The organism is Veillonella magna DSM 19857 (assembly GCF_000428745.1).
Classification (GTDB): Bacteria; Bacillota; Negativicutes; order Veillonellales; family Veillonellaceae; genus Veillonella_A; species Veillonella_A magna.
The window spans coordinates 20,853-41,971 of sequence record NZ_AUAN01000010.1; the positions used below are offsets into that span (position 1 = coordinate 20,853).

At 45.3% G+C, this 21,119-nt stretch carries 24 protein-coding genes; 4 read left to right on the top strand and 20 right to left on the bottom strand.

The window, feature by feature from the left end; all coding sequences use genetic code 11:
* The first annotated feature begins 51 nt into the window (after nt 1–51).
* Together G344_RS0104550 and G344_RS12120 are read left to right on the top strand one after the other, a co-directional pair.
* Nucleotides 52–336 carry a transposase gene (locus G344_RS0104550; protein WP_028255174.1) on the top strand — a complete coding sequence of 95 codons (285 nt, stop codon included), beginning with the start codon at nt 52–54 and terminating at the stop codon, nt 334–336.
* A gap of 325 nt (nt 337–661) precedes the next feature.
* The gene (locus tag G344_RS12120; protein WP_244869495.1) at nt 662–919 is read left to right on the top strand and encodes an integrase core domain-containing protein; all 258 of its coding nucleotides are present in this window, start codon (nt 662–664) and stop codon (nt 917–919) included.
* A gap of 21 nt (nt 920–940) precedes the next feature.
* Here G344_RS12120 and G344_RS12210 read toward each other — a convergent pair whose 3' ends face one another.
* From G344_RS12210 to G344_RS0104580, 6 genes are all read right to left on the bottom strand, one after another.
* Nucleotides 941–1,075, bottom strand: a complete 135-nt coding sequence (locus G344_RS12210; protein ID WP_277352584.1) for a hypothetical protein — start codon at nt 1,073–1,075, stop codon at nt 941–943.
* A gap of 680 nt (nt 1,076–1,755) precedes the next feature.
* Entirely contained in the window at nt 1,756–1,887 is a 132-nt protein-coding gene (locus G344_RS12215; protein WP_277352585.1) for a hypothetical protein, read from the bottom strand.
* Between the two features lie 3 nt (nt 1,888–1,890).
* Nucleotides 1,891–2,166, bottom strand: a complete 276-nt coding sequence (locus tag G344_RS11690; RefSeq protein WP_028255176.1) for an S-layer homology domain-containing protein — start codon at nt 2,164–2,166, stop codon at nt 1,891–1,893.
* A 14-nt stretch (nt 2,167–2,180) separates the two neighbouring features.
* The gene (gene gltS, locus G344_RS0104570) at nt 2,181–3,407 is read right to left on the bottom strand and encodes a sodium/glutamate symporter (RefSeq protein ID WP_051245752.1); all 1,227 of its coding nucleotides are present in this window, start codon (nt 3,405–3,407) and stop codon (nt 2,181–2,183) included.
* A 419-nt stretch (nt 3,408–3,826) separates the two neighbouring features.
* Entirely contained in the window at nt 3,827–5,101 is a 1,275-nt protein-coding gene (locus G344_RS0104575) for a nucleobase:cation symporter-2 family protein (protein WP_028255178.1), read from the bottom strand.
* A 190-nt stretch (nt 5,102–5,291) separates the two neighbouring features.
* Nucleotides 5,292–5,663 (bottom strand): CGGC domain-containing protein, encoded by a 372-nt coding sequence (locus G344_RS0104580; RefSeq protein WP_028255179.1) that lies wholly within the window; start codon nt 5,661–5,663, stop codon nt 5,292–5,294.
* Nucleotides 5,664–5,873: 210 nt separating this feature from the next.
* Between G344_RS0104580 and queD the strand changes: the two genes are divergently transcribed.
* Together queD and G344_RS0104590 are read left to right on the top strand one after the other, a co-directional pair.
* Nucleotides 5,874–6,209, top strand: coding sequence for a 6-carboxytetrahydropterin synthase QueD (gene queD / locus G344_RS0104585; RefSeq protein WP_028255180.1), 336 nt, complete (start codon nt 5,874–5,876; stop codon nt 6,207–6,209).
* Nucleotides 6,199–6,906, top strand: a complete 708-nt coding sequence (locus G344_RS0104590; protein WP_244869491.1) for a radical SAM protein — start codon at nt 6,199–6,201, stop codon at nt 6,904–6,906. Before queD ends, G344_RS0104590 begins: the two co-directional genes overlap by 11 nt.
* 432 nt (nt 6,907–7,338) lie before the next feature.
* On the opposite strand, the gene G344_RS0104600 is transcribed toward G344_RS0104590, so the two are convergent.
* From G344_RS0104600 to G344_RS0104665, 14 genes are all read right to left on the bottom strand, one after another.
* Nucleotides 7,339–7,929: a DUF1847 domain-containing protein gene (locus tag G344_RS0104600; protein WP_028255182.1), complete on the bottom strand. Its 591-nt coding sequence runs from the start codon at nt 7,927–7,929 to the stop codon at nt 7,339–7,341.
* 48 nt (nt 7,930–7,977) lie between these two features.
* Nucleotides 7,978–8,634, bottom strand: a complete 657-nt coding sequence (locus G344_RS0104605; RefSeq protein ID WP_028255183.1) for a potassium channel family protein — start codon at nt 8,632–8,634, stop codon at nt 7,978–7,980.
* Nucleotides 8,635–8,723: 89 nt separating this feature from the next.
* Nucleotides 8,724–10,088 (bottom strand): TrkH family potassium uptake protein, encoded by a 1,365-nt coding sequence (locus G344_RS0104610; RefSeq protein ID WP_028255184.1) that lies wholly within the window; start codon nt 10,086–10,088, stop codon nt 8,724–8,726.
* 137 nt (nt 10,089–10,225) lie between these two features.
* Nucleotides 10,226–10,879, bottom strand: a complete 654-nt coding sequence (locus tag G344_RS0104615; RefSeq protein WP_028255185.1) for a PepSY domain-containing protein — start codon at nt 10,877–10,879, stop codon at nt 10,226–10,228.
* Nucleotides 10,880–11,060: 181 nt separating this feature from the next.
* Complete coding sequence (locus tag G344_RS0104620; protein ID WP_028255186.1) at nt 11,061–12,176, bottom strand: AI-2E family transporter; 1,116 nt, start codon at nt 12,174–12,176, stop codon at nt 11,061–11,063.
* Between the two features lie 17 nt (nt 12,177–12,193).
* Complete coding sequence (gene hemQ, locus G344_RS0104625; protein WP_244869492.1) at nt 12,194–13,060, bottom strand: hydrogen peroxide-dependent heme synthase; 867 nt, start codon at nt 13,058–13,060, stop codon at nt 12,194–12,196.
* 3 nt (nt 13,061–13,063) lie between these two features.
* Entirely contained in the window at nt 13,064–14,446 is a 1,383-nt protein-coding gene (hemG, locus tag G344_RS0104630) for a protoporphyrinogen oxidase (protein WP_028255188.1), read from the bottom strand.
* Between the two features lie 4 nt (nt 14,447–14,450).
* Nucleotides 14,451–15,395, bottom strand: coding sequence for a ferrochelatase (hemH, locus tag G344_RS0104635; protein ID WP_038154959.1), 945 nt, complete (start codon nt 15,393–15,395; stop codon nt 14,451–14,453).
* Nucleotides 15,395–16,423 carry a uroporphyrinogen decarboxylase gene (gene hemE / locus G344_RS0104640; protein WP_028255190.1) on the bottom strand — a complete coding sequence of 343 codons (1,029 nt, stop codon included), beginning with the start codon at nt 16,421–16,423 and terminating at the stop codon, nt 15,395–15,397. The genes hemH and hemE overlap by 1 nt, the downstream gene beginning before the upstream one ends.
* 255 nt (nt 16,424–16,678) lie before the next feature.
* The gene (locus G344_RS0104645; RefSeq protein ID WP_028255191.1) at nt 16,679–17,095 is read right to left on the bottom strand and encodes a DoxX family protein; all 417 of its coding nucleotides are present in this window, start codon (nt 17,093–17,095) and stop codon (nt 16,679–16,681) included.
* A gap of 193 nt (nt 17,096–17,288) precedes the next feature.
* Entirely contained in the window at nt 17,289–17,675 is a 387-nt protein-coding gene (locus tag G344_RS0104650) for a thioesterase family protein (RefSeq protein WP_038154961.1), read from the bottom strand.
* A 260-nt stretch (nt 17,676–17,935) separates the two neighbouring features.
* Nucleotides 17,936–18,553: a L(+)-tartrate dehydratase subunit beta gene (ttdB, locus tag G344_RS0104655; protein ID WP_028255193.1), complete on the bottom strand. Its 618-nt coding sequence runs from the start codon at nt 18,551–18,553 to the stop codon at nt 17,936–17,938.
* Nucleotides 18,553–19,452: a L(+)-tartrate dehydratase subunit alpha gene (ttdA, locus tag G344_RS0104660; protein WP_028255194.1), complete on the bottom strand. Its 900-nt coding sequence runs from the start codon at nt 19,450–19,452 to the stop codon at nt 18,553–18,555. Before ttdA ends, ttdB begins: the two co-directional genes overlap by 1 nt.
* Nucleotides 19,453–19,670: 218 nt before the next feature.
* Nucleotides 19,671–20,939 carry an SLC13 family permease gene (locus G344_RS0104665; RefSeq protein WP_028255195.1) on the bottom strand — a complete coding sequence of 423 codons (1,269 nt, stop codon included), beginning with the start codon at nt 20,937–20,939 and terminating at the stop codon, nt 19,671–19,673.
* Nucleotides 20,940–21,119: the final 180 nt, after the last annotated feature.

The following is a 21,119-nucleotide window of genomic DNA, read 5'->3' on the forward strand; positions in this document are numbered from 1 at the left end:
CATACACGTATTGAAGTATAATAGGTATAGATTATTCAGGAGGATTTCACAATGGCAAAACAACATGACAAACAATTTAAACTGGATGCGGTCCGGTATTATGAGGACCATCAAGACCTTCGAATGCGAGGATGTGCGCAAAATCTTGGAATTAGTTACAGCACATTAAGCAAATGGGTAAAGGAATTCAGAGAATCTGGAGATATTGTTGTTCGTGGTTCTGGCAATTATGCCTCAGATGAAGAAAAAGAAAATGCTCGACTCCGCCGCGAACTTCGTGATACTAAGGACGCACTTGATGTGTTAAAAAAAGCCATCGGCATTCTGGGAAAATAACACGCTCTGTTTATACAGAAGTCTTTAAAAAGACGGAGGCTGCTAACAAAGAAGGGCAGCAAGCCTCCTGCTGAAAATTCTGGGTGTATCACGCTCTAGCTATTACTCTTGGCTACATCATTGCCCCTCTAAATTAGTTATTCACCGGGAAAAAATTAAAGAGAAAATTAGACAGATTTATGACAACTCTCATCAAAACTATGGTGCCCCCCAAGATTGCGAAAGAACTAAGGAAAGCCGGCGAAACATTGCGAGCCCACTACTTATTCATTCCGATCGCGGTAGCCAATACGTGGCAGATGAGTACAAGAAAGCAACGAAGAAAATGCAACGTAGTTATTCTAAAAAAGCGTATCCTTGGGATAATGCCTGCATTGAATCATTTCATGCTTTGATAAAACGAGAGTGGCTTAATCGTTTTAGAATTCATAATTTTCACGAGGCATACTGTTTGGTATTTGAGTACATAGAAGCCTTTTATAACACAGTGAGAACACATAGACACTGCAACTTTCTTTCTCCTGATGAATTTGAACGATTGTATAAAGCGCGCTGTAAACACTCTAAATCACTTGCTAGCTGATGCAAAGGAGATATTTTCATTTTAGATTGTACTAAATATTGACATAGGACCAGTGTTGGTAGCTTCATCTGCGGGTATAGTTGTTGTATTCGATGTTATGTCTACCGTATCAGATAGAATACTATCCGCTTTAAAAGAAAGTCGTTTGGTAATCATAAAATCCCTCCTTACCGTAATAATACGAGGAAGGAGTGCGGCTTTCCTGTCCAACTTCTCAACTGTTCATTATTCTACGCCCAGTGTTAATGCTTTCAGTGAGTGTTAATGCTTTCAGCAAGAGTTAATGCTTTCAGCGGTAGTTATTAAAGTCTATGCGCACATAGCTCAGCGGGCAAACCTTGCGAATGAATGTTATAAAAAATAGTAGCAAGTTGTGTTTACATTTACCTTACTCACGGATGGTAATAAGTGGAGGGTAAGGAAACTGATATAGCAAATACCAAGGTAAATACTAGAGTAAGTACTACAGTAAGCACTATGGTAAGTACTACGGTAAGCACTATAGTAAGTACCACGGTAAGTACTATGGTAAGTACCATGGTAACCATCAAGGAAAATTGATCGTATACGTCAGCTGCAGTTCGGATAGATGGTAAAAAGTAGCGCAAGAATTTACCGTTCAACCGAACCACACACCGAGCCACACACCGAGCGCATTCCTAAACAAAACAATACAATACAAGACTATCTCTAAAGAAATAGTTAAAGAAAGGTATCGCAGCAAAAGCAAATAAAAAACAGCTCCCTCGATTACTCGAGAGAGCCGTTCCTTCATGCGCCGAGAGTTTCATCTCGTTAAAATTACTCAGGATATGTAGTAGTAGCGAGGAGTAATCTTACGCATGTGTTTTACCATATTCAGTTACGCGTACACGCTGAACTGTTGGGTTACCGTCCTTGTCTTTATGAACAGCATCAATACGGATGTATCTCAATTCAGGACCAAACTCTTTAACAAGCTTGCTCATTTCCTAATCGTTAGCACCCTTAACAAGCTGCATCATACGATATACGATAGCGGCAAATTCATAACGGGTCATCATGCGATCGCCTTTGAAGAGACCATCCGGATAGCCTTCCACAATACCGTTGCCGGCAATCTTGGTTACGTATTCGTAAGCCCAATGGTTTTCAGCTACGTCCGGGAACAATTCGCTGAGCTGATCGTCAAAGTTCATGTTATGCATCTGTTTCAATCGTGCGATTTCAGCAGACTGTTTAGCCAACAATTCCTTCATGTCACGCATTGTAGAAAACCTTTTTATGGCGCGAAATAATTAATAAACCATGTAATGCACGGTATACCAAACAGATCGATAAGAAACGCACCGCACAACGGAACCACCAGGAATGCTTTTGTGGAAGGACCGAACCGTTCGGTTACGGCCGTCATATTGGCAATGGCATTCGGCGTAGCACCCAGTCCATGACCGGCCATACCGGCACAGATGATAGCTGCATCGTAGGTTTTCCCCAATACACGGAAGGCAATCACTACCGTATAGAACACCATGAAGAGAACTTGCGCAGCCAACACGATAATCATAGGCAGCGCTAGGTCTGCCAATTCCCACAGACGCAATGTCATGAGTGCCATAGAAAGGAAGATGCCCAAGCAAATTTCACCAATAAAATTAATGATGCCGTTATCTAAATTCATCCAATGAAAATGATCGTTCAAATTGCGTACGACCACGGCAAAGAACATAGCTCCCACATAGCTGGGAAGGGCAATCGCCAAACTTGCCTTTAAGGTTGTTGCCACCCACAGGCCCACTGTCATACATACGGTGATGACCGCTGCATGTTGCATGAACAAAGACGCTGTCATATGCGTACCTTCCACGGCTTCTTCCGTTACCGCATCAGGATTTTCATCCAGTTCCGTAGAGGTAAGATTGCCTTTTTTGATTAAGTAGTTGGCAATCGGTCCCCCGATAAGACCGCCCGACACAAGACCGAAGGTAGCTGCCGCCATAGCTACTGCCGTAGCACCGTAAATGCCCATGGCTTCTACTTCCGGACCAAAGGCACCGGCTGCACCATGACCACCTTCCATAGATACCGCTCCCATCAATACACCGAGAAGCGGATGAATATCCAAGACCTCTGCTAAGGACACGCCAATAATATTTTGCATTAATGCCAGAATGGAACACAGCAGCCAATAGAAGAACAGTATCTTACCGCCCTTTTTCACTAATTTCAAACTGGCAATCAAACCAATGGTAGCAAAGAATCCTAGCATCAACGGAGTTTGAAAGGTTGTGGTCATCTTTACGGCCATAAGTCCCGTTTGATGAAGAAACAAGGTGAGCAAGGAAAATAACAACCCACCCACAACCGGTGCAGGAATACAGAATCGCTGCAGTATGTATACACGCTGCACCAACCATCGACCGATGAGTAGTAAAATAATGACCCACGCCAAGGTAGCCTCCATGCCAAGCGACAGCGTATACACGCCTTTTTCAATGCCAAAGGTCATACATAATCCCCCCTTTTTGCAACATAACTTCTATATAGGTATGTAGGTATAAAAAAGGACCCCGCCTTAGGATTTGCAATGTCATTCCGAGGATATAACTTGCACTGCCTATAGGCGGGGTTCCTATCTCCGCTATCTTAGCCTGTACATGTCTTCGCGTGCCGACGCCGTTATAGGCAAACTGCAGTACAGTTGTCGTATAGCGGCCGTCCGGCCTAATTGACTAAGATTCTATGGTTAAAGTATAAAATGAAAGCGTCCGTAAAGCGTCATTGAATCGTCAAACTATAAATAATATATCCAATGTAAAGTAATATGCAGACTGCTACATATATTTTTTATCTATCGCTTACTTTATTTTGGTTACGGCTTACTTTATTTCAGCGACAGCTTACTTTATTCTTAAACTATGACTTACTTTATTTTCTAATGTCCTTCCAATTGAAGAGCAGATTTAGAACGACTGCCGTTAACGCACCGGTAACAATACCGCTTTCAAAGAGGATGCGCACGGACTGAGGGAATTGTCCGAAAAAGTTCGGCGTAATGGTAACGCCAAGTCCCAAAGTAATGGAGCAAGCCACGATAAGCATGTTGTTGGAGTCGGAGAAATCTGCCTTGCCCAACATGCGAATCCCGGCTGCACATACCATACCAAACATGGCTACCATAGCACCGCCTAACACAGCTGTCGGGATGATCGTCGCCAACGCAGCAAATTTAGGCAACAAGCCAAGGACTACCAACATGCAACCGCAAATGGTAACTACATTGGTGCCACGCACCTTGGATAATTGTACCAAGCCTACATTCTGCGAGAAAGTGGTATACGGGAAGGAGTTAAAGATACCGCCGATAATAGAAGCCAACCCTTCCGCACGATAGCCATGTGCCAAATCCTTTTCCGTCAGCTTGCGCCCGCAAATTTCGCCCAATGCCAAGAACACGCCGGTAGATTCCACCATGCTCACCAAGGCTACGATAGTCATCGTCAAAATAGCGCTTACATTAAATACGGGCATACCAAATTGGAAAGGCATAACGATATGTACCCACGATGCGTCCCGCACCGGCGTAAAATCCACGATGCCCAGCAAAATTCCGGCTACCGTCCCGGCGGCTAAGCCTAAGAGTACCGAGATAGCTTGAATATATCCTTTGAAGATACGATTTAAAAGCAAAATAAAAAGTAATACGCCAAAGCCTAACAGCAAATTCGTGGTGCTGCCAAAGTCCGGACTGCCTACGCCACCGGCTAAATTATTCATCGCCACCGGCACCAAGGTAACACCGATAATGCTGACAATTGATCCCGTTACCACCGGCGGAAACAGCTTAACTAATTTACCAAACCAATGAGAAATGATGAAGACGATTAAACCGGAAGTAATGATGGCTCCGTAAATGGCACCCATGCCAAACTCTTTACCGATGGAGATCATAGGGAATACCGCCGTAAATGTACAACCCAAAACCACCGGCAATCCAATGCCGAAGAACCGATTGCGCCATACCTGTAACAGCGTGGCAATCCCCGATGTCAACAAATCCGCCCCGATGAGGAAGGAAATTTGACTCACCGTCAGGTTCAGACTACTGCCTACGATTAACGGTACGATAACCGCCCCTGCATACATGGCTAACACATGTTGTAAACCGAGAAAAAAGGTTTGCCCCTTTTTATAATTTTCCATTGTTGAATACTCCTTACTTATAAACTATACTTAACAAAAGATAGTATATCGCAGGAGCTTATTTTTTTCAATCCTTATCTTGTAAAATAAAAACCCATTACAAGTAAAGACCATCCTATACAATTAAAAAGCTAACAGACATAGTGAATGTGCCCTACCATAAGGAATGTGGAGAAATCAAAATCATCTATTACTCTTCTGTCGTTTTCGGATGACGCGCCGAAAGCTCTACTGCCATTTTGCCTTTTCCCTTACCGTCGGGACTGCCATGCGTATAGCCGACGACATCGAAATATTCGGCACAAGCGTCGGCAATAGCTTCGTAGTTTTCGTTTTTACTTTTCGTGCATGTCGACAGGTGCACTACATCTACGCCTTTCTTACGAAGGGTTTCAATTTTTTTAGCCAAATCGCCACCGGAATGCGTCATTCCTACCAACTCCAATTCTTCATCGCCGTAACGGGCAAAGGAGTCCTTCTTTTCAAATAGCGCCCGCAAGCAACCGCCGCAAGAGCAACGCTGCATTGTATCTTCATTCACCAGAATAGCTACTTTTTTCATGTATATCACCTTCACTGAAAACCATAAAACAAAAATCGTAAAGGTATTGTACCATATCTTCTTCCTCTAAACCTGTTGCTTTGAATACACTGTCCTTCATATTTACTATAAAAATTTATCATATCTTGTCCTGCTCTGTGCGCCGTGGTACACTGAACTCCGATATATGACGACATACTAACTAATATGTAAATGTATAAAGGAGAGATTATGTTTACAGTAATAAAGAAATTAGAAATCAGCGCTTCTCATCAGCTTTCCTTAAGCTATCGTAGCAAGTGCGAAAATCTTCACGGTCATAATTGGATTATCCATGTCTATGCGCAAGCGGAAGAGCTGGATGAGAACGGAATGGTCATCGACTTCGGTCATATCAAGGAAGCTATTCACGGCCGTCTTGATCACAAACACATCAACAACATTCTAGGCGATATTAATCCTACCGCCGAGAACATGGCCAAGTGGATTGCCGATGAGCTTGGTGAAAAATGTGTAAAGGTAGTCGTTCAGGAGTCGGAAGGGAATGTAGCTATTTATGAGCGCTAATACTCACTCTGTTTTTTCTCAAACTGCAGTGCCTACACCATCGGCGATGACGCTAAACGTCGTCGAGCTATTCTCCTCTATCGAAGGCGAAGGATCGCGGCAAGGCTTTCCTTGTTCCTTTCTGCGATTGTACGATTGTAACATTCGTTGCTCCTACTGTGATACCACCTACAGCTATGATGGTGCGCCTTATGAAAGTATGACCTTGGAAGAAGTCGCTCATGCACTTCGCCAAATGGGGCATCGCTATATTACTATCACCGGTGGCGAGCCTCTACTGCAAGCACCGGCGGTAGTCGCTTTGATTAAAATGCTTTCCGCCGAAGGTTCTTACGAGTTTAATATTGAAACCAACGGCACATTATTACCGCCGCTGATTACGGACAATGTATTTTATACCTACGACTACAAGTGCCCGTCCTCTCTCGTGGAAGACATGATGAACCTAGACGTGTTTCAGCATATGACCTCTCGCGATGTGTTGAAATTTGTAGTCGGTTCCATTGATGACTTATATACGATGAAAGACATCATTGCCACCTATCACCCGATAGCATCGGTATTTGTGTCGCCGGTGTTCGGCGCCATCGAACCTAAAACAATCGTTGAATTTTTACTGGAACACAAGCTGGATGACGTGAGGGTACAGTTGCAAATTCACAAATTTATTTGGGATCCTTCAGCCACAGGTGTTTAACTATAAAGAAAAGAGGATACTCTCCTAGGAAGCCAGGTCTTGCGAATGGCATTCTACGGAGAGTATCCTCTTTTTCTTATTACTATACACGTTAATGGTTAAGGCTTCCCAACTCATTCCACCAATCAAGCCTATTGTTTTCATATGCAATCACCTCCTGTTATCAATATACCATTCTTATACGCCTCCTCACAATATATAGTCATTCCTCCCTACTCTAAAAAAACGGTATAGTAGCTACGAAGAATTTTCCTTTCTCCATCCCGTAATAATTGTCCCTCGAATACATTCAGTATAGAGAATAATAAAAGGCTATCTATTCTGCGTAGAATGTCATTCCTCACTCATCGCAAGAAAAAGCGGTATAGTAGCTACAAAGAATGCCATTCGGCAGACCTGGCTTCTAGTAGCTACTATACCGCTTTTCTATTGTTACACTTCCTCTTCGTATATCCCCAATTTTTTCAACCAATACCGCGAGTAGATTGCTCCCAAGGGATTATGTGCCAACACGCGATCCTTAGCAACCAAAACAGTCACCGGTACGGAGCTGGCATGGTTGAATATTGCATCATGTCCTACGCAAAGTCCCATGGATACATTAAATTCAACGCCGGCTTCTTCCAAAAGCTTGGCCTGCATCGCCGGGTTACACATGGACTCCCGTGCGCCTTCCTTAATCTGTTGCAGTCCCAGCTTTGCCTTATCTACTCCGCACACTTTACAGATAACGGATTCTACTTCAAAAAATTTACGAAAATAGGCTTCAACCAAACGTGCTTCCCGATGAACACCGACACAAAAGGCTAACCCGATTTTCTTATAGCCCATGTACTGGCAGAACTGTCTTGTTTCTTCAATGCGCGTCAGCTCGTTGTAAAAGTTTCCTTCCGTACACGCGGCACATTCCATAATCTGCTGCGTCTCACCCTCATAGGCTGATGCAATAGTCGTAAATTCTTTGTCCGTACAATTTTGTCCCAGCTTTGCACAATTTTTTGTCATACACTGTGCACATTTCATACGATGGCCCCCTTTGCCCATATCCTAATCCTAAATTGTATCCCTTAATTACTTGCCTTCCTCCAAACGAGTAATATCCGGATCACGTCCTATAATCATCAGCGTATCCGTTCCTCGCAGCGGGTCATTCGGATCCGGCGGCGCCAATACATCATTATCCCGTTTGATGGCCACTACATTGACATTATATTTAGCACGAATATTGGCTTCAATCAATGTCTTGCCCTGCAAGAACGCCGGTGTTTCCATTTCTACCAACCCGATATCCTTGGAAAGCTGCAAATAGTCGATGACATGTTCGCGCACCAACATCTGTGCCACGCGCAATGCCATATCCGATTCCGGATAGATTACCAAATCAACGCCGATTTTTTCTAACAATCGTCCCTGTAACGTGCTCTGTGCCTTTGCCACAATATACTTGGCTCCGATTTCCTTTACCAGCATGGCAGTCATCAAGTTGCCCTGCACATTGTCACCAATACCAATGACCACATCATCAAACTGGTTGAGACTTAATGCGCGCAGTGCATCTTCGTCACTGGTATCGGCCACAACAGCATGCGTCACATACGGGCTGATACGCTGTACGGTTTCTTCATTAATATCTACGCCTAATACTTCATGACCTTGCGCGGATAATGTCTTGGCTACGGTTGCTCCGAATCGTCCCAAACCGATGACGGCCACCGCTTGTTTATTCATAGCCTCACCTTCTTCTATTTCGTCCTTCTATTTCATTTTTTATTTTATTTCATTCGTCTTTTTATTTCCGTTTGTATTTTTCTCTTCTTTTACAACAGCACATTGCCTTCCGGATACGAAATGGGGCGTGGCGGCTGATGACGCAAGGCCACCGAACCGATGAGCGCCAACACACCGATACGCCCGCTGAACATAACAACAATCAAGGTCCATTTGCTAATATCGGAAAGCTCCATGGTAATCCCTCGCGAAAGACCTACTGTGGCAAAGGCCGATGTCACTTCAAAGGTAATGTCTAAAAAACGATAGCTTTCAACCCATGCCAATATACCGGTTGCCACAATAATAAGCAGCGTCGAGAAAAACATAATGCCAAAAGCTTTCACAATATGCTGCTGTGATAAACGCCGTTTAAACAATTCCACATCGTGACGCGGTGAAAAAATCGACATGGCTGCTACCCAAACTACAACCATGGTTGTTATTTTTACACCGCCACCGGTCGAGTTAGGTCCGGCGCCGATAAACATTAAAAGCATTGTTAAAAAGGCCGTGTTTGCATGCACCGCGCCATAATCAATCGTAGCCAGGCCGGCCGTACGCGGCGTAACTGCCTGAAAGAAAGCTGCCTGCAGTTTATCGGTTATGCTCAGCGGTCCCAAGGTAAGCGGGTTGTTCCATTCCATTCCCAACACGCCGACGGTTCCCAACACCAATAGTGCCAAGGTACCTACCAACATCACCTTGGTGTGAAGCGCAAAGAAGACAAAACCTCGCTTGCGATTGGCCCACATATCAAAAATCGCCATATAGCCAAAGCCGCCTACAATAATAAGGATACAGGTATTTATTGTAAACACCCAGTCCGTCACCATGGCATAGGGCAAGGCATTATCAAAAAAGACAAAGCCGGCATTACAAAATGACGAAACGGCTTGCATAAAGCCTACATAATACGCCTCGCTGCCGATATACGGATAAAGTTGCCACACATACACGACGCCTCCCAGTGCTTCGACGCCAAATGTCAAATAGGCTACGCGCTTAGCAATGCGCAAAATCCCACGCAGTCCGTCTTGTCCTAAATCCTCTTGCAGTAGTAATCGACTTTGCAATCCAATGCGCTGTCCAAAGAGGAATGCCACCAGCGTCGTAAATGTCATAATCCCCAAGCCACCCAGTTGAATGAGGATGGTCATGATAACACGTCCCGTCAACGACCAATGGGTATACGTATCTACACTGGCCAATCCCGTTACGGATACACAGGACACCGCCGTGAAGGCTGCATCGACAAAGCGCGTCGTTTCACCGGGACGAGCCGACACAGGCAACAGTAACAGCAAGGTACCTACTAACATAGTAATTAAAAAGCTGGCTGCCAACATGCGATACGGGTTGATACTCCGCATCCGATCTTGATGCCATTTCGTATGTATACTCGGTTGATACATAATCATTCCTTCCCGTCGTCTTCATATGTTCTTGTAAGTAATAGCAAAAATGCACATCTCCCCACTGTCGTCGGGAAACGTGCATCCTCCTATGCTATTACGCGCGCATCATTACGAAATCATGCGCTGCCACTACATTATAAGTGGAAGGTCCAACCCGTATCGTCATCCTCTTCTTCTTGAACGATTTTTTCCGGTACCGACTTAGTGATTACCGTACCATCCAATGCGTTAAGGATTACGTCCACTTTTTCATCGTTATTGATAACCTTCACTTCGTAAGTAACCTTACCGTCTTCTGCTTTAAGTTCCCAGCTTTTGGAAATAGCGCTGTCGCCGACAGCTGCTCTGGCAATCGCTTCCGCCTTATGCGGATCAATTACATCGAGAGGGTTAAAAATTTTAGACGGAATATTTTTTTCACGACCGTCCTCTTCTTCCTTAAGAATTTTGCCGGTGATTACATCTACCTTAATCGTATAGGTGTGCTTTGTCGTATAGCCTTCTACTTCATAGGCAAAGCGACCGTAGTCCGTATCAAGTTCGATGGAGTGAATCGCAGAGTTCGCGTATTTCCCAAGGAAAATCGCTGCTACTTCATTCATTGTAAGTACCATGGACTTGCGCGGCGCTTCTACTGTTGCCGCGGTTGTATCTCCTGCCGGTGCGGATGTCGTTGCCGCCGGAGTCGTAGGAGCTGTTGCCGTCGGATCGGCGGCCTGCACACCGGTTGCCCCAAAACCTACGGCGAACATACCGGCCATCACCATAGATAGCATCTTTTTATTCATAGAGCGTACCTCCTGATTTCCTGTTGTCATCTTTCACAGTTATTGCCTATAGTATATCATGATTTATCAATTACGGACAATACGCTAAACATCTCTCCTTTTACCGCTCTATCCTGCGTTTCCTACGCTGTCACTATGCGTGACAACATATAGGAAAACCGCAAGCTTTAATCTGTCCCCATTAAAGCTTTCGTTCCAAACGGCGGCCAACATCTTCCATAAACAGTTTATACAAGGTACCCGCCAGCGGTACACTAAATAAAATCCCCGGTACACCGTACAAGGTGCCGCCGATAGTAATGGCTGCAAATACCCAAATACCCGGCAGTCCTACCGATCCGCCTACAATGCGCGGATAGATAACATTGCCTTCGATTTGCTGCATAACCACGAGGATTACCACGAATAGCGCTGCCTGCATAGGGCTCACCGCCAACAGCATAATAATGCCGATCGCTCCCCCCAGATATGCACCCAGTAATGGAATGAGTGCCGTCAGCCCCACCACGCAGCCAATGGTCAACGCATAGGACAGACCGAACAGCCATAAACCGATGCCTACCATAATTCCTAAAATCAAAGCATCTAAAAACTGTCCGATAAAAAAGCTGCTGAAGGTTTGACTCGTCACCTGCCACACATAGCCGATGCGATCCGTCGTTTTTTCGCTGCAATAGGCTTTACCGATACGCTTAGCCTGTGAGCGCAATCGTTCTTGATCAAGCAAAATATAAATGGCGAAGATTAACCCCACCACAAAATTAAATACCATTTCTACGGCAGAGCTCATCGTATGCATGACATACTTACCGCCTTCCGCTCCCAAATCGCTGATGTAGGTAACCACACTGTTCGGCGAAATGGAATGAATAATATCCGGTCGCAATACATCGGGATTCTCTGCGATAATCGTATTAATCCACTGTTCCATAGCATGATAGATCTGCGGTGTCGCTTTCACTACAATGCCCAGCGAAGTGATGAGCTGTGGTACCGCCATTCGTGCCACAAAGAAAATGGCTAATAAAATAGCAACTATGGCAAGCACAATACATACCGGTCGCCGCGATGCCGCTTTCCAACCATCTACTGCGGTGGGAAAATAAATCCGTTCAAAGCGCTTGACGATAATCTGCAAAATAAATGCCATCAATACGCCCCACACCAAAGGAATCAGCGCATCAAACACCGCACTGCCAAAGGTAATAACCGTTGAAAAACGCAGGGCCGCTAAAAATACGGCCCCTGCAATCAACATCAAATAGACTATATGTTTATACTGCCTCCAAAATCCCATACCCACCTCCGGCAGGACTACGCAAAGAGCACCGTCAAGGACTGATCATCCAATAACGTACCTACCGTGAAGGAGCCGAAGAGACCAAAGCGGGCACTTACTTCGTCAAAGCGCATTTCATACACAATCTTCTTGAACTGCACCACATCATCGGACATGAGGGTAATGCCCCATTCCCAATCATCTAAACCGCATGCGCCGGTCGTAAATTCCTTGATTACGTCTTCATATTTTCGTCCGATTTGTCCATGGGACCGCATCATACGACCTCGTTCGGCGCGATCAGTCATGAACCAGTTATCACCTTGTTCACGTTTTTTACTCATAGGATAAAAGCACATGTAACGAAGGCGCGGAATTTTCGGATACAGTCGTTCCTGCACGCGCGGATGATTGATATCGAACTGCATATAATTGCTTACTTCAATAACCGACACAAACGAAGACGTTGCTTCCAGTACAGCGGCTATCTTCAGTTTATGAAGACGTGTCTTCACAGCGTTAACCTCTTCCAAGGTAGGCTGTAAGATCCAAAGGAGCAAATCCCCCTTTTCTCCACTGGCATTATATAACGCGTAACTGGATTTATGAGCTTCGTGTTCTTTCTCAAGATCCGCAATGAATCGTTTAAACTCCAACAATGCCGCCTTGCGTTCCGTTGCTGTCCAAGACTGCCACATTTGGAAATTAATACGATAGGTCGCATGCAAACTAAACCAACCTTCATAGGTCAATACGGCCTTGGGCTGTTCCTCGTTGGCTGCTCCGGGCATTCCCGGATGACCGGGATGGCCACCATGACCATGCACGGCGCTGTGCCCACCGTGCATAAGCGGACGACCACCATGACCTTTTTCTTGCACATTATTTCTATCTTCGCTCATTGGTTATACCTCCTTTTTCAATCGGTCTACCAATTCCTTTGCCTGTCGCACACCGTCCGGCATGCCTACACCATCAAAGGGGGTGCCGATAACGTCAAGTCCCGGATACGTCCGGGCTACATGTTCCTTAATGCGCCCTACCAATTCGCGATGCCCTACTTTATACTGTGGCATGCTCTTGTTAAGGCGCGTAATTTCAATCCACAGTGGCATAGCCGTAAATCCCATTATGCGTTGAATTTCATACAATGCCACTTTTTTTAATTCTTCCTCGTCCAGGCGCTGTACTGTATCATCACCGGCTTTACCGAGGAAAACTCGAAGCACGATTTTATCGGCCGGTGTCGTCTGTGGCCATTTTGAACTGATATACGTGCAAGCCGTCAACGGTGTATCGGTCTTACGAGTAATTACAAAGCCCGTACCGTTCAGCGGCGCATCGAAGGCGCTTCGTTCAAATGCCATGACCGCAATCGCACATGACGATAAATCCATGTTCATCAGCTCCGCCATAGCGGCATCATCGCCGAACCAAGCCCGATATGCCTGTGGCGGCGTCGTAATAATCACGCGATCATAACGAGTAGTCCTGTCTTTTGCTGTGACTACAAAACCGTCTTCTTTTTTTATCGCCGTCACTGCCGCATTCCCGTAAAGGGTTACATTCTCCGGCATAGACTCTACCAAGGCATCAATAATCGATTCCAAACCGCCCGTCACTTGACGGAACTGTCCTTGCGGTACTGCTCCTTTAGGACGCATCGCCGCCCGTTGCTTACGCGCTGCCAGCATGCCTTTTACCATATTGCCGGCTTTGCGTTCCAGCGCATGAAATTCCGGGAAGGTTGCATCAAGACTAAGTTCATAAATATCACCGCCGTAAATACCGGACAGCAGCGGCTCGATAAGCTTATCCATCATTTCCTGCCCTAAATGATAGCGAAAAAAGTCACCGATAGATACATCGCCATCCGTTGGATACGGAGATGTGAAGTAATCCCGCATGGCGCGTACTTTTCCGCTCCAGGATATGAGAGTCGACATGGCAAAAGGAATAAATTCCGTCGGTATCCCTACAATGGATCCGCCAGGGATAGGATACATTTTTGTTCGATCGTAAATATACGCTTGTCCAGTGGCATTCGCTACAATCGTATCACCGAGACCGACATCGTTGATGAGTTCCGTCATCGCTGTCTTTCGGGCCAAATACGAATCCGGTCCGATTTCCACCACATAGCCGTCTACTCGCTTTGTTTTTATTTTACCGCCAAAACGCGCTTCCTTTTCATATACATCTATTTGCCAGTTCGGCTTTTCCTTTGCCAGATAATAGGCAGTAGAAAGACCTGTCAGTCCTCCGCCAATCACCGCCACTCGACTCATTCTATCACCTCTGTTGTTCGATTCCCGTGCGTAACACCGCCCGATGCATAGCCTCTATAAATGTAGCATTGGTATTTGGCATATCTACGCGTGTATATGCAAGATTCAATGTATCGCACAAGGCTTTACATTCAATATCATTATCATAAAGTACTTCCAAATGGTCGCATACAAAACCGATAGGCACATATACGACCGTGCGCACAGTCGGATCATCGGCTACCTTTTTCGTCACCGTCGCCACATCCGGCGTCAGCCAGTCACCGCGTACACCGGCGCTTTGCCACGCCATGTGATACGAGGTAAGCCCTACTGCTTCGGCCACTCGCTTAGCCGTCGCCTCGATACACGCCGGATAGCTATCCCCCATATGGATAACATGATACGGCAAACTGTGTGCCGTAAATATAACGGCCACCGATGCATCACGGCCCGTAGTGGATAGTGTCTTCTCCAATGCATTCGTCCAATAGCGTATAAATTCCGGTTCTTCGTTCCACGCTTGCACTTCGTGTAATGTCAAACCATAACGGGCTGCCCGTCGACGGGCACGTTCAAAATAGGCAGCGGTAGAAAATAAGGAAAAATACGGCGCCATAACAATTGTAGCCGCTTCCGTAATACCTGCCTCTGCCATTTCCGTTACCGCATCTTCTATGAACGGTGCACAATGCTTATGGCCTGTAAACAGCCGATACCGCACAGTAGTAGTCGATGCATTCAATGCGTCGACCAGTGCTTGCGCCTGTGCCGCCGTCAACGCTGCTAGCGGCGATGTACCGCCGATGGCCCGATATCGCTTTTTCAATCGTTCCACTTCAGCCGCCGTCGGTGGATAGCCTCGCCGTATATGCGTGTAATACGGCATAATATCTTCTTCTCGCAAGGGAGTGCCATAGTCTAAAACTAACAGCCCCACTACCTGCGATGTTTCATCTCGTTCTTTCATTATTTTGCTGTAACCTCGTGTACATATGCGGTAATCCGCTTCAACACATCAGGATCAGCTTCGGGCACAACACCGTGACCCAAATTAAAAATGTGTTTGCCGTGTGCTTTTCCTTCTTCCAAAATCCGATCGATTTCCCGACGAATAATCGGCCAATCCGCAAACAAATAGGCCGGATCGAGATTGCCCTGTAAGGTCTGCGCAATTCCCATTTCGCTGGCTTCCGCCACCGTGCAACGCCAATCTAAGCCGATTACATCCAGCGGCAACTTACGCCAAAGCGACAACAAATGTCCGGTACCGACACCGAACATAGTAATCGGTACTTCCGGATACTGCTGTTTCAATGTGCCGATAATCCGCTCCATCCAGGGAAAAATCCGCACTTCGTATTCGGCACGGTTAACCGCCCCTACCCAAGAATCAAAGATCTGTATGGCTGCGGCGCCGGCCTTAATCTGCGCTCCCAAGTAGGCAATCGTCATCTGCGTCAGCTTCTCCATCAACGCATCCCAAATATCAGGACGACATACCAGCATTTGCCGCGTCTTATTATAATTTTTGGAGGGACCGCCTTCAATCATATAACTGGCCAAGGTAAACGGCGCACCACCGAAACCTATTAGTGGTACCTGCAGCATTTCCTCCGTTAACAGGCGAATAGTTTCAATCATATACGGCAATTCGCCTTCTACATCAAGTGCGCGCAGCCTCGCCACATCCTCCATGGACCGTATGGGATTAGCAATCACCGGTCCCACACCGGCTTTAATATCCACATCCACCCCGATAGGTACCAACGGCGTCATAATGTCTTTATACAAAATAGCCGCATCCACATTGTACTCATCTACCGGCAACTTTGTTATATACGCACAAAGCTCTGGTTGGCGCGTAATTTCAAACAGGGAATATTTGGCTTTAATCCGTCTGTATTCGGCCTGACTCCGACCGGCTTGGCGCATAAACCACACCGGCGTGTGTTGCGGCACCTCGCCGCGAATCATTGTTACGTATGTATTATTCATTGGTATCTTCTTTCTGATTAAGTAATATCTCCATTAATCATACCATTTCCATCAACAAATGAAAATAGATATATTTTAGTCATCTCTCTATGATAAAACAATACTCTGTTCTATCGAGTGACAACTATTCTTTTCTATTGATAATAAAAAGGGACACAACAAAATGCGATATCTCCCATTTTGTTATGTCCTATACCTTGTTTTGAATTATATCATACAAATATGCAACTGCCTGTGCTCGTGGCAACGCCGGAATCAGCGACGCATTAAAAAGCGATCGATACTGTATCGTCCCGGACCGGCAATGAGAAGCATCAACGCCCCCAGTCCCATCTGCGACGGATAGTCCCACTTCATGAAGCCTCCGCTAAAGCCTACTGCTGTAGCCACTACTAAGGTGCCTACTACTAACAACGCACCAAAGCGAGTCAATAGACCGAGCAAAAGTAAGATACCGCCTAACAGTTCTGCAGCCGCTGCCATTACACCTAATGTGTAAAAGCCATCGGTAATACCAAAAATAGAAAGCATGCTTCCTACCGCCGTTAAGGTTCCTTCGCCACCGGCAAACTTCAGATAGCCATGTGCTGCCATCGACGCACCAAAGCCCAAACGATAGATAAGTAAGCCCACATCTTGGTAAGCAAATAAATTCTTAAATAAAATATTCATAGTATATACACCCCACTCAAAAATCAAGGATATAAAATTCACAAATGTATAGTACAATACTTTTCTATCGCTGTCAACTTACAATCCTATTCTTTTGTTAGGAATTAATCGTCACGGGACTTTATCTCAGTGCCTACAGCCATCACACTTGGTAAATATCCACCTGCCACACCACCCGTGTACTCAATAATTTTTATTTTTTCAATTTGTTCATAAACCGTTCGCAATCGATAATAAAACGTTCATGAGTACCTTTGCCGATGATTCGATCTCCTTCACGTGCCTCTACGGCAAAAGAAACTTTGCGTCCTTCCACTGCTGTAATTGTTGCGGTTGCCGTAATTTCGGCACCTAATGGAGATGGCGCATCATGACTAATCGCAAGCTTAATCCCTACGGTACTTTCACCGTCTTCCATGAAATCTTCCACTGCGCGTACGGCAGCCTTTTCCATTAATGCACACATTGCCGGTGTGGCAAACACCGGTAGTGTACCGCTGCCCATAACATCCGCCGTATTCACTGCCGTTACCGCTACTTCCGCTGTTCCTACTGTACCTACGCTAATTTCTTTTGCCATATTTACCTCCCGATTGCATATACACATAACCTTTTTCATACCTATTCACGCTACGCCTGTCAAACATAGGCGTGCCGACACATATGCTCCTATTATAAGCAATTCGCAAAATAAGAACAAGTCGCAAAAACCGCTCCTTTCGGTACGATTCCGAAAAGAGCGGTTTTAACATAGATTGCCTACCTGTTTGGATGTATGCTTCCTATAGAAAGCACCACTATACTCCTTACAGAGTTCTCCATTATCACACCGGATATTTGTTATTTTATAAACTGCACATGCTTATAAATATCTTCTAAGACTTCTTCCTTGGTGGCATTGTATTCCACCTTTTTCTGTTCGAACCAGTTATTGCCATGTGTATCAATGGATACGATAAGCGGCCCGAATTCTTTTACCCGGCATGTCCACAAGGTTTCCGGCATCCCTAATTCCTTCCAGTTAGCCGACTCGATTTCTTCTACTTCCGTTGCTGCCAACACAGCATTACCTGCGGGGAATACCAAATGCAAAGCTTTAAACTCCTGGCAAGCTCGCTCCGTATTGGGACCCATACCGCCTTTGCCGACAATTAATCGCACACCGGTTTCTTTTACAAATTCGTATTCGAATTTTTCCATACGCATACTTGTTGTCGGTCCTACCGATACCATTTCATAACGGTCGTCGCTGCCGTCTACCTTACGCACAATCGGTCCGGCGTGTAAAATAGCACCGTCACGTACATCCACCGGTAATTTTCTACCGTATTCTACCAAGCGGCGATGCGCTACATCACGACATGTCGTTATGTGCCCGGTAAGATAAATAATATCGCCTGCTTTAATATCTTCTAAATCTGCTGCCGAAATAGGCGTTGTTAAAATTTTCTTTTCCATTAGAATTTCACCCCGCTATGAGACAATACCTGACATGCGCCGTCTTTTGTAAATACCAAGTGACCACGACGATGGTTCCAACATCCTACATTAACGGCTACACTGATAACCGACGGATGACGAGCACCGTTTTCAATATTTACACCCATGACGGATTTATCGCCGCCCATACCCTGTGGTCCTAAATGCAATTTGTTAATGCCATCTTCCAATAACTGTTCCATGTAAGCTGCCTTTTCATTCGGATTCTTAGAGCTTACCGGACGCATCAATGCCTTCTTAGAAAATAATGCAGCCGTATCAATCGAAGTAGCTACCCCAACACCCACAAGCAGTGGCGGACATGCATTAAGACCATACGAAGTCATGAGGTCAAGTACAAATTTAGCTACCCCTTCATAGCCTTCACCGGGCATCAATGTTTTACCGCTTCCCGGCAAGGAGCAACCACCGCCGGCCATATACGGGAAGATTTCCACATCATCACGGCCCGGCACGATGTCCCACATGATATAGGGTACAGAGGTACCGATATTTTTACCTGTGTTATATTCATCAAAGGTTTCTACGCAATTATGGCGTAGCGGGGCTTCTTGCGTTGCCTTAAAGGTAGCTTCCCGTAAAATCTCTTCCAATTCACCGATTAAAGGATAATTAGATCCGCATTTTACCCAATATTGTAACACACCGGTATCCTGACAAGACGGTCGCTTTAGTTCTGCAGCCAATTGCATATTTGTCTTCATTGTTTCGTAAATTGTTTTTGCTAACGGATTCTTTTCATCGGCTGCTAATTCTTTAATTTTCGCCTCTACATCATCCGGCAACACTCGCGCCATATAGCTGACGAAATCAGCTATTTGCTGTGTCATAATCTGCACTTGTTTTTCCTTTTCCATAGCTTGTAAGCCTCCTTGCACACTCACTTTTTAACTATCTACTACGTATCTACTGTTATGTATAAGTACTCTTTGTACTTTCATACTTTGATAAAATCACACGTCTATGCCCATTTCCCGTTACTACGCACACAGTTTATTTGTAGTAAACGTTCCGCAACATATTACGCTATATTACACTTGCTGAAATCAGTCCTGTTGTGTATTACTATACACGCTTATGGGTAGAAGGGGAAGAATATAGGTAACAAAATCAATGAAACAATGGTAGACACTACTATCAGCGGAGCCCCTGCTTTCATGTAATCCATAAATGTATAGCCTGCTATGTTATACACCATCGTATTGGCCGGCATACCTATAGGCGTAGCATATGCACAGGAACCGCCGATAACGGTAGCCATCAACACGGCTTTCGGATCTGCCCCCATTTGCTGAGCCAACGAAATTCCAATAGGCACTAAAAGTGCTGTTGTTGCCGTGTTAGACATAAAGTTCGTCAAGATTGCCGACAGAATAAAGATAACCGACATCAGCAAGAACGGTGACGGATGATCGCCAAGCATGCCAATAATCGTATCGGCCACTACAGCACCGGCACCGGTTTTAACCAATGCTCCGGCTAACGCCAACGAACCTACAAACAGTAAAATTGTTTTCATGTCTATCGATTTTACCGCCGCTGTTTCGCTGATGGTCTTTGTGGCTACTAAAACCAACGCACCGATCCAAGCCGTTACATACAGCTTTACACCTAACTGCTTTTCAAAAATCATTCCTACGATAGTGGCCACCAGTACAATCGCCGCCATCCATTTTTTCCATGTCGGCACATGACTGTAATCCGGCGTTCCCTCATAGGTATCTTCTGTTTCCCGCGTCGGTTCGTCAGGCAACAATTTATAACCGATAAGAACAAAGTAAATAATGCCCACTACCAATACCGGTAAACCGATTAGTGCATAATCAAAAAATCCAAACGATAAATTAATCTTAGCCAAACCGGATTGAGCAATCATATTTCCCGGCGCACCGATGAGGCTAAGGTTACCACCCATGGCCGATGCCAATACCAACGGTAACAAAAATTTTGCTTTTTTAAAGCCTGCCTTTTGTGCCAAACCGATTGCTACCGGTATCAATACCGCGGCCGTTCCCGTATTCGACAAGAAGCCGGACATGACACCGGTAATCGTCATTACCGCAACGATGAGCAAGCGCTCCGACTTGGCAAATTTAGTTACCAAGCCACCTACTTGTTGGGCCATGCCGGTTTCAAAGAAAGCGGCCCCTACAATAAACATAGCCATAAATAAAAGTACGTTGCTGTCTACAAAACCGGCGAAGGCTTCCTTTGGCGTAATAACGCCGGTCAACACCAGACCTACCGCAACTATCATCGCCGTAATCGACAAGGGAATCTTTTCCCAAACAAACATAATAATGGCAAACACTAGAAATGCCAGGGTGATTGTTACACCATCCATTGCAATGCTCCTCTCTGATTAACCTGTACTGCATCGTATCTGTGTTTCATTATACGGATTTATTGAAATCCCTCTATCCGATAATAAGGATGTGTTTATAGCATACTTCCTCTCAGCACTACCACGTATCAGTAAGGGGCATCCCCGTTTATATAAAAAAACACCGTATGGTAGACTAAC